Here is a 13,975-nt window from a genome sequence, read left to right on the forward strand (position 1 = left end):
GACGGTTACAGCTTCTTGATGAAGACCAGGCTGTTGCGCGAACGGTTGTAGTTGTTCTGCTTTTCGCGGGGCAGGTCGGCGATGCCTCCCTGCACGAAGCCGCGCTTCATGAACCAGTGCGAGGTCCGGGTGGTCAGCACGAACAGCCGCTTGGCGCCCGCGGCGCGCGCGCGCGATTCCATGTGGCGCAGCAGGATTTCGCCTTCGCCCGAGCCTTGCCATTCCGGATGGACGATCAGGCAGGCCATTTCCGCCATCTGCTCTTCCGGGAACATGTGCAGGGTGGCGCAGCCGTAGATCACGGCGTCGTGCTCCAGCACCGTGAAGTTTTCGACGTCGCGCTCGACCACGCTGCGGGGACGGGGCACCAGGGTGCCGTCGGCCTCCAGCGGTTCGATCAGGCTGAGGATGGCGCCCACGTCGTCGATGGTGGCCGGGCGCAGATCGTCCAGCGTGTCCTCGACCACCATGGTGCCCACGCCGTCGTGGGTGAAGATCTCCAGCAGCACGCTGCCGTCCAGCGTGAAGGGCAGCAGGTGGGCGCGGGCCACGCCGCGCTTGACGGCCAGGGACGCGCAATGCAGGAAGGCGTGGGTGTCCTCGTCCAGCGTGCCGGCGGCCAGCAGCGCGTCGGCGTCCACGCGGGCCAGTTCGGTGTCCAGCGTGCCGTCGTCATTCATCACGCCCGGGGAGCCGGACAGGAAGATCAGCTTTTCGGCGCGCAGCGCCACGGCGACGCTGGTGGCCAGGTCTTCCATGGCCAGGTTGAAGGCGTCGCCGGTGGGAGAGAAGCCCAGGGGCGACAGCAGCACGACGGACGAGCCTTTCTCGATGGCGAACTTCAGCGCGTCGATGTCGATCTTGCGGACCTGGCCGGTGTGCTTGTAGTCCACGCCGTCGATCACCCCGGCGGGGCGGGCCGTGACGAAGTTGCCGGAAATGACGCGGATGTGCGAGTGCGACATGGGCGTGTTCGGCAGGCCCTGGCTGAAGGCGGCCTCGATATCCAGACGGATCTCGCCCGCGGCTTCCTTGGCGCATTCCAGGGCGGCGGCGTCGGTGGGGGACATGCCGCGGTCGAACTGCTGCGTAAAGCCCTTCAGGCGCAGTTGCTCATTGACCTGCGGGCGCGAGCCGTGCACCAGCACCAGGCGGATGCCCAGCGAGGACAGCAGCGACAGGTCCTGCACCAGCGCGTTCAGCGCGCCGGCCTGCACCAGTTCGCCGCCGAACGCCACCACGAACGTCTTGCCTCGGAACGCATGCACATGGGGCGCCACGTCTCGAAACCATCGGACGAACTGGGCGGGTGCGAATTCAGGGGCTTCGAGGGCGGAGACGGTGTCTGGTTCCAGGTCGGGCATGATGGGTGGAGGGATTCCTGAGAGTCGGTCAAAACGCGGCGCCATGCCGCGTCATAGCGCCGTCGCGCGGACGGCGTGGCGAAATTATATGGCCGCCGGGGGGCCGCCGCATGCGGAATACCGCGCGAATTCCGTGCCCGATCCTCCGGTTCCGGGCGCGGCCGCCCAGCGGGCGGCGCGCGGAAATTTATAATGTCGGCCTAACCGGACTATCGTACATGCCTGAATCCTCCAGCCCGCGGGCGCCCAAGACCGCGGACGCGGCGGCCCCGGCGGCGGCCGCTGCACAGAATACGCGCCGAGCGCCGCGCCCCGAGCGGCCCATTCCCGCGGTGACTTACCCCGAAGACCTGCCCGTCAGCGCGCGGCGCCAGGAGATCGCTCGCGCCATCGCCGGCCACCAGGTCGTGATCGTCAGCGGCGAGACCGGCTCGGGCAAGACCACGCAGCTGCCCAAGATCTGCCTGGAACTGGGCCGCGGCCGCCAGAAAATGATCGGCCACACCCAGCCGCGCCGCCTGGCGGCGACCTCGGTGGCCAAACGCATCGCCGAGGAACTGAATACGCCGATGGGCGAGGTGGTGGGCTACCAGGTGCGGTTCAACGACCGCACCGGCCCCAACGCGTCCATCAAGCTGATGACGGACGGCATCCTGCTGGCCGAGTCGCAGCGCGACCCGTTGCTGCGCCGCTACGACACCATCATCATCGACGAGGCGCACGAACGCAGCCTGAACATCGACTTCCTGCTGGGCTACCTGAAGCAGCTGCTGCCGCGCCGCCCGGACCTGAAGCTCATCATCACCTCGGCCACGATCGACGCCGAGCGCTTCGCCCGGCACTTCGCCCCGTCCGAGGACAAGCCCGCGCCGGTCATCGAGGTGTCTGGCCGCCTCTACCCCGTCGAAGTCCGCTATCGTCCCGTGCGCGAAGAGCCAGCGCAGGACGAGGCGCTGGCGGCGGGCAAGCCTGGCCGCGAACGCGAGCGCATGTCGGGCGACGAAGAACGCGACCAGATCGACGCCATCGTGGACGCCGTGGACGAATGCGCGCGGCATGGCCCTGGCGACGTGCTGGTCTTCCTGCCCGGCGAGCGCGAGATCCGCGAATCCGCCGAGGCGCTGCGCAAGCGGCATCCGGCGGGCACCGAGGTGCTGCCGCTCTATGCGCGGCTGTCGCAGGCCGAGCAGGAGCAGATTTTCCACCCGCGCACCAACGCCCGGCGCATCGTGCTGGCCACCAACGTGGCGGAAACCTCGCTGACCGTGCCCGGCATCCGTTTCGTGGTCGATAGCGGGCTGGCGCGCATCAAGCGGTATTCCTGGCGCAACAAGGTCGAACAGCTGCGCATCGAGCCGATCAGCCGCGCCTCGGCCAACCAGCGCGCCGGCCGCTGCGGCCGGGTGGGGCCGGGCGTCTGCATCCGGCTCTACGACGAGCTGGATTTCAACAACCGGGCGCCGTTCACCGATCCGGAAGTGCTGCGTTCCTCGCTTGCCTCGGTCATTCTGCGGATGAAGTCGCTGAAGCTGGATGACATCGAGCAGTTCCCCTTCGTCGAGGCGCCCCCCGGGCGCGCCGTGGCCGACGGCTACCACCTGCTGCAGGAGCTGGGCGCGATCGAACTGGCGTCCCCGTCCGGCGAGGACGCGGACGGCGCGCGCACCGGCGCCTCCTTCGCGCTGACGCGCACGGGGCACGAGCTGGCCAGGCTGCCCGTGGATCCGCGCATCGGCCGGATGATCCTGGCCGCGCGGGAACAGCAGTGCCTGGCGGAAATGCTGGTCATCGCCTCGGCCCTGTCGGTGCAGGATCCGCGCGATCGCCCCATGCAGGAGCGCGAGGCCGCCGAGGCCGCGCACGCCAAATTCGGCGACGACAAATCCGAGTTCATTTCCTTCCTGAAACTGTGGCGCTGGTATGGCGAACAGGTGCAGCACAAGGCGTCCCAGCGCAAGCTGGTGGCGCTGCTGCGCCAGAACTTCCTGTCGCCCATCCGGCTGCGGGAATGGCACGACGTGCACACCCAGCTGGCGGCCCTGGTGGGCGAGCAGGGCTGGCGCGTGAACCAGACGGAAGCCACCTATGAGCAGCTGCACCTGGCATTGCTGTCGGGGCTGCTGGGCAATATCGGCTTCAAGAGCGACGAGGGCGGCCACTACCAAGGGGCCCGCGAGATCCGCTTCCACATCCATCCGGGTTCGCGGCTGGTGAAGAAGGCGGGGCGCTGGATCGTCGCCGCCGAACTGGTCGAGACCACGCGGCTCTATGCGCGCTGCGTGGCGCGGATCGATCCCGCGTGGCTGGAAAAAGTGGCCGCGCACCTGATCCGCCGGAACTGGTCCGATCCCCGCTGGGAAAAGAAGGCAGGGCAGGTCGTGGCCAACGAGCGGGCCACGCTGTACGGGCTGGTCATCTATACCGGCCGGCGCATCCATTACGGCCGCGTCAATCCGGCGCACGCGCGCGAGCTCTTCATCCGCCAGGCCCTGGTGCCGGGCGAGATCGATACGCGCCTGGCCTTCGTGGCGCACAACCGCAAGCTGATCGCCGGCATCGAGAAGCTCGAACACCAGACCCGCCGGCCCGACATCCTGGTCGATGACGAGTTGATCTACGCCTTCTACGATCGCCAGCTGCCGGAAGGCATTTCGCAGACGGCCACGCTGGAGAAATGGGTGTCGGGCCTGGACAAGGCCGCGGCCGCCCAATTGCTGCTGACCCGCGACGAACTGATGCGGCACGAAGCGGCGGGCGTCACGACCGACGTGTTTCCCAAGAAGGTGGAATGGCAGGGCGTGTCCATGGCCCTGGACTACCATTTCGAGCCCGGTTCCGCGCGTGACGGCGTGACGCTGTCGGTGCCGCTGTTCGCCTTGAACCAGATCGATCCGGCGCGCTGCGAATGGCTGGTGCCCGGCATGCTCAAGGAAAAGGTGCATCTGCTCCTGAAGTCCCTGCCGCAGAAGCTGCGCCGCCATTGCGTGCCGCTGCCGGACTACGCCGCCGGGTTCTACGACCGCTGGTTCGACCGCCTGGGGGACCCGCAGCAGGGCCTGGTCGACGCCCTCATCGCCGATATGTGGAGCCAGGTCCAGGTCCGTCCGGCCGTGGCGGATTTCAAACTGGAAACCCTGCCGGCGCACCTGTTCATGAATTTCCGGGTGGTCGACGAGCATGGCCGCATGCTGGCCGCCGGCCGCAACCTGGCGCAGCTGCGCGCCGAATTCGGCAAGCAGGCCCAGGCCACTTTCCAGCAGCTCGCGGCCAGCGACACGCAGGTGGCCCAGGCGCTGGCGCACGAGAACCTGACGTCCTGGTCCTTCGGCCCGCTGCCGGAGATCATGGAGATCAAGCGGCGCGGGCAGTCCGTGATCGGCTACCCGGCGCTGGTGGACCGCGGCGCCCATTGCGACCTGGATGTGTTCGACGATCCGGACGAGGCCCGCAAGCACCATCGCGCCGGCCTGCTCAGGCTGTTTCGCCTGGGGCTGCGCGAGCAGGTGAAGTTCCTGGAAAAGAACCTGACGGACCTGACCCGCATCAGCATGCTCTACATGACGCTGGGCACGCAGGAAGAACTGCGCGACCAGATCATCGACTGCGCGCTGGGGCAGGCTTGTCTGGCCGATCCCTGGCCGGTGAACGAGCAGCAGTTCGAGGCCCGGCGCGCCGATGGCAAGGGCCGGCTGGGCCTGCTGGCCCAGGAGGTGGCGCGCCTGGCGGGGGCGGTGCTGACGGAGTACGCGGCGGTGCAGCGCAAGCTGCCCCAGGCCAAGCCGCATGCCACGGCCTACGCCGACCTGCAGGCGCAGCTGGGCGCGCTGATGCCCAAGTGGTTCATCCGCGACACGCCGTATGCGCAGCTCGCGCATTTCCCGCGCTATCTGAAGGCGGTGCAGGCGCGCATCGACAAGCTGCGCGCCGATCCGGCGCGCGATGCGAAGCTGGTGGCCGAAATGGCGCCGCTGCTGACCCAGTACCAGCGCGCGCGCTCGGCGTTGAAAGGAGCGCCGGATCCCCGGCTGGATGAGTTCCGCTGGTTGCTGGAGGAGCTGCGCGTGGCGTTGTTCGCGCAGGAGCTGAGGACGCCCATGCCGGTTTCGGTCAAGCGCCTGATGAAAAGCTGGGAGTCATTGCAGCGCTAGGGCCGGGCGCCCAGTGCCAGATGCAAGAAAGGCCGCGTTGCCGCGGCCTTTCTTGTCTTACAGGGCCAGGAACCCCAGGATGACGAGGATGATCAGGCCGTACTTGGTGGCCTTGTAGACCTTGCGGTTCCAGGCCTTGAAGGCCTTGCGCTTCTGGTCGATGACCCAGTGCGCGTGCGTCAGCTTGTTAATGGCCCCGGTCTGGTCGCCGCCGTCGTTGGGCGAACTGGCCGCCGACATCACGACCCGGCCGAACCAGCGGTTGAAGGCCTCGGCCCAACGCCATTTCAGCGGGCGCTCGACGTCGCAGAACAGGATGATGCGGTTCTGTTCGCTGCGGTTGTAGGCTTCGTGGACGTAGGTTTCGTCGAACACCACGCTTTCGCCGTCGCGCCAGCTGTAGGGCTCGCCGTCGACGATGATGTGGCAGCGGTCGTCGTTGGGCGTGACCAGGCCCAGGTGGTAGCGCAGGGAGCCGGCGAACGGGTCGCGGTGGCGGTTGAGCTGGCCGCCAGGCGGCAGCTCGGCGAACATCGCTGCCTTGACCTTGGGCAGGGTCTTCAGGATGGCGACGGTCTTGGGGCAGAGCTCTTCGGCGGACGGGTGGCGCGCGTCGTACCACTTCAGGTAGAAGCGCTTCCAGCCGTACTTGAAGAATGAATTGAAGCCGATGTCGTTATGGGTGTCGGCGGCCTTGATGCGCCGCAGTTCGGCCATCTGCACGGCCTCTTCGCGGATCGTCTCCCAGTTGTCGTCCAGTACCTTGAGTTCGGCGATCTCGCTCGTGGTCAGGTAGGGGGTGGGCGGCACGCGCGAGGCGAGCACCATGAAGGCGTTGATGGGGGCGAGCAGCACGGAGTGGTCCAGCAGTTGCCGGCCCAGCGGCAGCTTGACGCGGCCGCGGAAGTGCGCAAACAGGATGGCGGCCAGCCAGATCCCGGGGATTAGCCATTTCATACGTAAATCTCGTGCAGCAATGGGTAGGTCACGTCCAGGGGCTATTGTTACACAGGCTGTCCTCGCGAACCCCCGGGGGCGCACGGTTCGTCGGCTTTGACCGGTACAATTCCGCCTATGTCCGAAGCCGTAACAAACCCGTCCCCCTTTGTTCATCTGCGCGTTCACTCCGAGTTCTCGGTCGTGGACGGCATCGTGCGCATTCCCGATCTCATCAAGCGCGTGGCCAAGCTGGGCCAGCCCGCCGTCGCGCTGACCGATCTGTCGAACCTGTTCGGCCTGATCAAGTTCTACAAGGGCGCGCGCGGCGCGGGCGTGAAGCCCATCGCGGGCTGCGACGTCTGGCTGTCGAACGACGATGATCCCGCCAAACCCTTCCGCCTGCTGTTGCTGGTGCGCAACCACAAGGGCTATCTGAACCTGTGCGAGCTGCTCACCAAGGCCTTCCTGACCAACCAGGGCAAGGGCCGCGCCGAAATCCGGCGCGAATGGCTGCAGGGGCAGGACGGCCTGATCGTCCTGTCGGGCGGGCGCGGAGGCGATGTGGGGCAGGCGCTGGATGCCGGCAACGCCGTCTCGGCGCTGGCGCTCGCGCGCCAGTGGGCGCATCTGTTTCCGGGCAGCTATTACATCGAACTGCAGCGCGCCGGCATGGACGGCGACGAAGCCTATACCCAGGCCGCGATGCGCCTGGCGGCCGAGGCGGGCCTGCCGGTGGTGGCCACCCATCCCGTGCAGTTCCTGGACGAATTCGAATTCCAGGCGCACGAGGCCCGGGTCTGCATCGCCGAAGGCGAAATCCTGGCCAACCCCCGCCGCGTGCGCCGGTTCAGCAAAGAGCAATACCTGCTCAGCTCCGAGGAAATGGCCCGCCGCTTCGCCGACGTGCCCTCGGCCCTGGCCAATACGGTGGAAATCGCCAAGCGCTGCAACCTGAGCCTGGTGCTGGGCAAGCCCCGCCTGCCGAACTTCCCCACGCCCGAGGGCGTGACGCTGGACGACTACCTCGTCCAGCTGTCGGAAGAGGGCCTGGAAAAGCGCATGCGCTTCCTGTTTCCCGACGACGCCGAACGCGAGTCCAAGCGCGAGCAATACTACGAGCGGCTGCGCTGGGAATGCAAGACCATCATCCAGATGGGGTTCCCGGGCTACTTCCTGATCGTGCAGGACTTCATCAACTGGGGCAAGAACAACGGCGTGCCGGTGGGCCCGGGGCGGGGGTCGGGAGCGGGTTCGCTCGTGGCCTACGCGCTGGGCATCACGGACCTGGACCCGATCCGCTACGACCTGCTGTTCGAGCGCTTCCTGAATCCCGAGCGGGTCTCCATGCCCGACTTCGATATCGACTTCTGCCAGGACAACCGCGAACGGGTCATCGACTACGTCAAGGAAAAGTATGGCCGCGCGGCCGTCAGCCAGATCGCCACGTTCGGCACGCTCGGCGCCAAGGCGGTGGTGCGCGACGCGGGCCGCGTGCTGGACATGCCCTATATGTTCTGCGACGGCCTGTCCAAGCTGATCCCGTTCAACCCGATGGATCCGTGGTCGCTTGAGCGCACGCTCAAGGACGAACCCGCCTTCAAGGACCGCTACGAGCAGGAAGAGGAAGTGCGCGCGCTGGTGGACCTGGCGCAACCGCTCGAAGGCCTGACCCGCAACATCGGCATGCACGCCGGCGGCGTGCTGATCGCGCCGGGCAAGCTGACGGATTTCTGCCCGCTGTACTGCCAGCCTGGCCAGGAAAACAGCGCCGTCTCGCAGTTCGACAAGGACGACGTCGAAGCCGCCGGCCTGGTGAAGTTCGACTTCCTGGGCCTGCGCAACCTGACCATCCTGGATTGGGCCGTGCGCTACGTGCGCCAGTTCAACGAAGACAAGCGCGACTTCGACGTCATGGCCCTGGCGCTGGACGACCCGGCCGCCTACAAGATCCTGTGCGACGCCAACACCACCGCCGTGTTCCAGCTGGAATCGCGCGGCATGAAGGAACTGCTCAAGAAGCTGCGGCCGAACACCTTCGAAGACATCATCGCCATGCTGGCCCTGTACCGTCCGGGGCCGCTGGAATCCGGCATGGTGGACGACTTCGTCAACCGCAAGCACGGCCGTGCGGCGGTCGACTACTTCCATCCCGACCTGGAAGCGACCCTGAAGAGCACCTACGGGGTCATCGTCTACCAGGAACAGGTGATGCTGATCTCGCAGATCATCGGCGGCTACTCGCTGGGCGGCGCCGACCTGCTGCGCCGCGCCATGGGCAAGAAAAAGCCCGAGGAAATGGCCAAGCACCGGGAGTTGTTCGAGAAGGGCGCCAAGGAAAAAGGCCACGATCCCGACCTGGCGGTCAAGCTTTTCGACCTGATGGAGAAGTTTGCGGGCTATGGCTTCAACAAATCGCACTCGGCCGCGTACGCGCTGATCTCGTACCAGACGGCGTGGCTCAAGGCCTACCATCCGACGGAGTTCCTGGCCGCGACCATGTCCTCCGACATGGACGATACGGACAAGGTACAGATCTTCTGCCGCGACGCCCAGGACAACGGCGTCGAAGTGCTGCCGCCGGACGTCAATTTCTCGGGCTACCGCTTCGAGCCGGTGGCCGACAAGCACACCAAGAACGGCAAGCCGCCGCGCACCATGCGCTACGGCCTGGGGGCCGTCAAGGGTACGGGGCAGGGCGCCGTCGAAGACATCCTGCGCGCGCGCAAGGAAGGCGGCCCCTTCCTCAACCTGTTCGACTTCTGCCGCCGTGTCAGCAAGCACGCGGTCAACCGCCGCACCATCGAAGCCCTGATCAAGGCGGGAGCCTTCGACACCATCGAGCCCAACCGGGCGGCCATGCTGGCGTCGGTGCCCACCGCGATGGAAGCCGCCGAACAGGCGGCCCGCAGCGCCAACCAGGCCTCGCTCTTCGGCGACGACAGCAGCGACGTGGTGGCCGGCGAGCTGGCCAAGGTCCCGCCCTGGGACCTGCACAAGAAGCTCACGGAAGAAAAAACCGCCCTGGGCTATTACTACAGCGGGCACTTGTTCGACGCCTGGCGCGACGAGGTGCGGCGCATCGTGCCCATGCAGCTGGCCCGCGTAGAGCCGCAACGCGACCTGCAATGGATGTGCGGCGTGCTCGCCAGCGTGCGCGTCATGATGACGCGGCGCGGCAAGATGGTGTTCGCCGTGCTGGACGACGGCACCGCGCAGGTGGAAATCTCGGTCTTCAATGAACTCTACGAGAAACACCGCAACCGGCTGCGCGAGGATCAGCTCGTCATCGTCCAGGGCAAGGTCAGCAACGACGATTATTCCGGCGGCATGCGCATCGTGGCCGAGCAGCTCTACGACTTGCAGCTGGCCCGCGAGGCGCGGGCCAAGTCGCTGCGCGTCAAGCTCAACGGCAGCGCCGACGCGGCCCGCCTGCGGCAGATGCTGAATCCGTTCCGGGCCGAGCCCGAGAACGGCATCCCCGGTGTGCCCGTCGATATCGTCTATTCCAAGAACAATTTCCTGTGCACCGTGCGGCTGGGCGAGGAGTGGCGGGTCCGCATGGCGGATACGCTGCTGGCGAACCTGAACGAATGGACCAAGCCGGACGGGGTCGAGGTGACTTATTGATGCGTAGCCTGCGTATCGTTCACTCGGAGGCCGCCACCAGTTTCGGCGGCCAGGAAGGGCGGATCTTCAAGGAGATGACCGCCATGCGCGCGCGGGGCCACCACATGGAGGCCATCTGCCAGCCCAAGGCCCTGCTGGCGGAACGCCTGTCGGAGGCCGGCTTCACCGTGCACACGCTGGAAATGGACGGCGTGGCGAACTATCTGAAAGGCGTCGCCATCATCCGCGGCATTCTGCGGGAAGGCCGCTACGATGTGCTCAACACGCACAGCCGGCGCGATACGGTCATCGCGGCCGCCGCCGGCCGGCTGGCGGGCACGCCGCTGATCGTGCGCACGCGCCACCTCTCCAACAAGGTGGGCTCGCTGTGGTCCTACACCCGCCTGCCCCACCGCGTCACGACGGTCAGCGACCACGTGCGCCAGCACCTCATCGACCGCGGAGTGCCCGCCGACAGGGTGGCTACGGTCTATTCCCCCATCGTGCTGCCGCCGCCGGTCGAACGCTCCACGCTGCGCGAGGAACTCGGCCTGGCCGATGACGACATCGTCGTCGGCTGTGTGGCCGTCATGCGCGCGACCAAGGGCCACAAGGACCTGATCGACGCGATCGCGCCCTTGATGGCCAGCCGGCCCAAACTGCATCTGGTGTTCGTCGGCGGCGGCTCGCCGGTGTTCGAGCAGACTCAGGCCTATGTGGCCGAGCGGGGCTTGCAGGACCGCATCCACCTGATGGGCATGCGGCGCGACGTGCCCAACCTGCTGGCGGGCTTCGATCTCTTCGCGCTGGCGACCCAGCAGGAGGCGTCCGGCACCGTCTACGTCGAGGCGCAGGCCAGCGGCCTGCCCGTCATCGGCACGGACGTGGGCGGCGTGTCCGAGATGTTCCGAGACGGCGAAACCGGCATCCTGGTGCCGCCCAAGGACGCCCGCGCCCTGACTGACGCGCTTCAGCGCCTGATCGACGATGCCGGCCTGCGCCGCCGCATGGGCGAGGCGGGCCGCAAGATGGTCTGGGACGAGGGCGTGTTCTCGCCCGCCCGGCTGGCGGAAACCACCGAGGCCGTCTATACGAAGTGGCTGGCGGAGCGCGCGGGATGAACGCGCCCAACGTACCGGTGCTGATGTACCACCACGTGACGCCTGCGGGCGGCATGATCGCGGCGACGCCCGACGTCTTCGAATCCCAGATTTCGCGGCTGGCCCGCGCCGGCTACCGATCGCTGTCGGCCGAACAGTTCGCGGCCTACCTGGCGGGCGGCGACGCGCCCGAGCGGTCCGTGCTGATCACCTTCGACGACGGCTACCTGAACAACTGGGTGCACGCGCATCCGGTGCTGGCCCGCTACGGAATGCGCGCCATCCTGTTCACCATCACGGGCTGGATCGGCGACGGGCCGGTCCGGCCGCACGCGGGCCAGGGCGGCCCCTTGCCCGCCACGCCGGACCACGACGCCTGCAAGCAGCTGGTGGCGGCGGGCAGGGCCGACGAGGCCATGCTGCGCTGGAGCGAGATCGAGGCCATGCGGGCCGCGGGCACCTTCGAATTCCATTCCCACACGCATACCCATACCCGTTGGGACAAGGTCTGCGGGGCCGATACGGACGCCAAGCGGGCGCATATCGCGCAGGAACTTCGCGACTCGCGGGAAACGCTGGAGCGCCGGCTGGGCCAGGCAAGCGATCATCTCTGCTGGCCCCAGGGTTATTTCGATGGCGACTACGTGGCGGCAGCCAGGCAGGCGGGGTTCCGCCACCTGTACACTACCGACCCTTTCGGCCAGAACTCCCCCGGCGCGGATCCCGAGCACATCTACCGCTTCGCGGTGCGCAACCAGGGCGGCTCCTGGTTGAACCGGCGCATCTGGCTGTCGCGCGATCCTTTCTGGGGGCCGCGCTTCCATGCCTGGAAGGCCTGGAAAAAGCGTCTTAGGAATCGCGGATGAAGTTATCAGTCATCATCATCACCAAGAACGAGGCGGCGAACATCGCCGCCTGCCTCAAGTCGGTCGATTTCGCCGACGAGTTCATCGTCGTCGATTCGGGCAGCACCGACGGCACGGTGGAGTTGGCGCAAGCGCTGGGCGCCCGGGTCGAGGTCACCTCCGACTGGCCGGGCTTCGGGCCTCAGAAGAACCGCGCGCTGGATCTGGCGACGGGCGACTGGGTGCTTTCCATCGATGCCGACGAGCGCGTCACGCCGGAACTGGCCCGGGAAATCCAGGACGTGCTGGACGCCCCGCAGGCCGACGCCTACGAGATCGCTCGCCTGTCGAATTTCTGCGGCCGCGACATCCGCCACAGCGGCTGGTGGCCGGACTACGTGCTGCGCCTGTTCAAGCGCGGCACGGCGCGCTTCACCGACGCCGCGGTGCACGAGCGCGTGGTGCCGGCCAATGGCCAGCCCCTGCGGATGCGCGGCTATTTCCATCACTATCCCTACGACAACCTGGACGCCCTGATCACCAAGGTCAACCGCTACTCGTCCGACGCCGCGGCGATGATGTACGCCAAGGGCCGGCGCACGTCGATCTTCGGCGCGCTGGGGCACGGCTTCTGGACTTTCGTGCGGATCTACCTGATCCGGCGCGGCTTCCTGGACGGCAAGCACGGCCTGGTCCTGGCCGTTACCGCGGCCGCCGGCAGTTTCTTCCGCTATTCGAAGCTGATGTTCCTGGCCGACAAGAAAAAGTGAAGATCCTCTATACCAACTTCCACGGCGGCAACGGCGGGGGGCACGTCACCTACATCATCAATCTGGCGAAGGCGCTGTCCAGGGACCACCAGATCACGGTGGCGGCGCCATCCACCAGCCGGCTGTACCGCTACGCCCGGGCCATTCCCGGCGTGCGCGTGGAGGACATGCAGTACACGACGCGCCCGTCATCCTGGTTCAAGGACCGCGCGCAGCTGCGCCGGCTGATCAAGGACGGGCGCTACGACATCATCCACTCGAACGGCTCGGCCGACCACAAGCAGGTCATGCTGGCCACCCTGGGCATGTCGCGGCGGCCGCGCATTGTGTTCACCAAGCACAACGACCATCCCTTGACGAGTTTCGGGCACAAGTTGCGGGTGGCGCTGGCCACCGACCACGGCATCGCCGTCAGCGACTACGTCCATGGCCTGATGGCGCGATCGCCCTATGGCAAGCGTCCCATCACCACGATCCGCCACGGGATCGACACCGACTACTTTTCTCCGCCGGCGCAGGAAGGCCTGGACGAACTGCGCACCCGCATCTTCGGGCCGGGCTGGCAGGGCAAGCTGCTGCTGGGCAGCGCGGGCGGCACCGATTACGACAAGGGCTGGCTGGACCTGGTGGCCGCCGTCGCCGCCTTGCCGCCCGCCGACAAGGCGCGGGTGCTGCTGATGGTCGCGGGCGATCCGCCCAACGAGGCCAAGCTCGCCCGGGTGCGCGAACTGGGCATGATCGACCAGGTCAAGTTCCCGGGCCTGCTCGACGACGTGCGGCCCGCCCTGGCGGCCTGCCATGCCGGCTTCGTGCTGTCCTACCGCGAGGCGCTGTCCTTCGCCTGCCGCGAAATCATGAGCCTCGGGCTGCCCGCGCTGGTCAGCGACGCGGGCGGCCTGCCCGAGAACGTCACCGACGGCGTCAACGGCTGGATCGTGCCCGCGCGCGACGTGCCGGCCATCGCAGACCGGCTGCGCGTCATGCTCGACCACCCCGACGCCGTGCGAGCCATGGGCGCCAAGGCGCGGGAAACCAGCGTGAACGACTTCAACCTGGAACGTTTCGCCGCCGCCACGCTGGATGTCTATCGGCGCACCCTGGCCTGAAGCCGTCGAGCCGCCAGGCCTCCCTGAGGCGGCGCCCCCCCTCGGGGAGCAGCAAGCGCGCGTAGCGTGCGCGGCGTGGGGGCCCTTATAATCCGTC

The 13,975-nt window shown here is 67.3% G+C and carries 8 protein-coding genes; 6 read left to right on the plus strand and 2 right to left on the minus strand.

Translation table 11 applies throughout. The features are described 5' to 3' along the window. Positions 1 to 5 precede the first annotated feature (5 nt). Positions 6 to 1,364, minus strand: coding sequence for an amino-acid N-acetyltransferase (argA, locus tag ACN6PJ_RS22860; protein ID WP_427998092.1), 1,359 nt, complete (start codon positions 1,362 to 1,364; stop codon positions 6 to 8). A 218-nt stretch (positions 1,365 to 1,582) separates the two neighbouring features. On the opposite strand from argA, the gene hrpA reads away from it, so the two are divergent. Further along, positions 1,583 to 5,512 (plus strand): ATP-dependent RNA helicase HrpA, encoded by a 3,930-nt coding sequence (gene hrpA / locus ACN6PJ_RS22865; protein ID WP_427998093.1) that lies wholly within the window; start codon positions 1,583 to 1,585, stop codon positions 5,510 to 5,512. Positions 5,513 to 5,569: 57 nt separating this feature from the next. Here hrpA and lpxO read toward each other — a convergent pair whose 3' ends face one another. Further along, on the minus strand, positions 5,570 to 6,469 hold the full coding sequence (gene lpxO, locus ACN6PJ_RS22870; protein WP_427998094.1) for a lipid A hydroxylase LpxO: 900 nt from the start codon (positions 6,467 to 6,469) through the stop codon (positions 5,570 to 5,572). Between the two features lie 117 nt (positions 6,470 to 6,586). Here lpxO and dnaE point away from each other — a divergent pair, with 117 nt between their 5' ends. The 5 genes from dnaE to ACN6PJ_RS22895 are packed head-to-tail and all read left to right on the plus strand — an operon-like array spanning position 6,587 to position 13,878. Beyond that, positions 6,587 to 10,078 carry a DNA polymerase III subunit alpha gene (gene dnaE / locus ACN6PJ_RS22875; protein ID WP_427998095.1) on the plus strand — a complete coding sequence of 1,164 codons (3,492 nt, stop codon included), beginning with the start codon at positions 6,587 to 6,589 and terminating at the stop codon, positions 10,076 to 10,078. Further along, complete coding sequence (locus ACN6PJ_RS22880) at positions 10,078 to 11,178, plus strand: glycosyltransferase family 4 protein (RefSeq protein ID WP_427998096.1); 1,101 nt, start codon at positions 10,078 to 10,080, stop codon at positions 11,176 to 11,178. Before dnaE ends, ACN6PJ_RS22880 begins: the two co-directional genes overlap by 1 nt. Beyond that, a complete protein-coding gene (locus ACN6PJ_RS22885; protein ID WP_427998097.1) occupies positions 11,175 to 12,023 on the plus strand; it encodes a polysaccharide deacetylase family protein in 849 nt (282 codons plus the stop codon). Before ACN6PJ_RS22880 ends, ACN6PJ_RS22885 begins: the two co-directional genes overlap by 4 nt. After that, positions 12,020 to 12,772 carry a glycosyltransferase family 2 protein gene (locus ACN6PJ_RS22890; protein WP_427998098.1) on the plus strand — a complete coding sequence of 251 codons (753 nt, stop codon included), beginning with the start codon at positions 12,020 to 12,022 and terminating at the stop codon, positions 12,770 to 12,772. The genes ACN6PJ_RS22885 and ACN6PJ_RS22890 overlap by 4 nt, the downstream gene beginning before the upstream one ends. Further along, a complete protein-coding gene (locus ACN6PJ_RS22895; RefSeq protein ID WP_427998099.1) occupies positions 12,769 to 13,878 on the plus strand; it encodes a glycosyltransferase in 1,110 nt (369 codons plus the stop codon). The genes ACN6PJ_RS22890 and ACN6PJ_RS22895 overlap by 4 nt, the downstream gene beginning before the upstream one ends. The last annotated feature ends 97 nt before the right edge of the window (positions 13,879 to 13,975 follow it).

Source organism: Achromobacter sp., from assembly GCF_050285585.1.
Classification (GTDB): Bacteria; Pseudomonadota; Gammaproteobacteria; order Burkholderiales; family Burkholderiaceae_B; genus Achromobacter.

Bases quoted from the DNA above. Each gene is read 5' to 3' on its own strand.
- ACN6PJ_RS22885 (WP_427998097.1), top strand. From the start codon at position 11,175: ATGAACGCGCCCAACGTACCGGTGCTGATGTACCACCACGTGACGCCT.
- ACN6PJ_RS22880 (WP_427998096.1), top strand. From the start codon at position 10,078: ATGCGTAGCCTGCGTATCGTTCACTCGGAGGCCGCCACCAGTTTCGGC.
- dnaE (WP_427998095.1), top strand. From the start codon at position 6,587: ATGTCCGAAGCCGTAACAAACCCGTCCCCCTTTGTTCATCTGCGCGTT.
- ACN6PJ_RS22890 (WP_427998098.1), top strand. From the start codon at position 12,020: ATGAAGTTATCAGTCATCATCATCACCAAGAACGAGGCGGCGAACATC.
- hrpA (WP_427998093.1), top strand. From the start codon at position 1,583: ATGCCTGAATCCTCCAGCCCGCGGGCGCCCAAGACCGCGGACGCGGCG.
- lpxO (WP_427998094.1), bottom strand. From the start codon at position 6,469: ATGAAATGGCTAATCCCCGGGATCTGGCTGGCCGCCATCCTGTTTGCG.
- argA (WP_427998092.1), bottom strand. From the start codon at position 1,364: ATGCCCGACCTGGAACCAGACACCGTCTCCGCCCTCGAAGCCCCTGAA.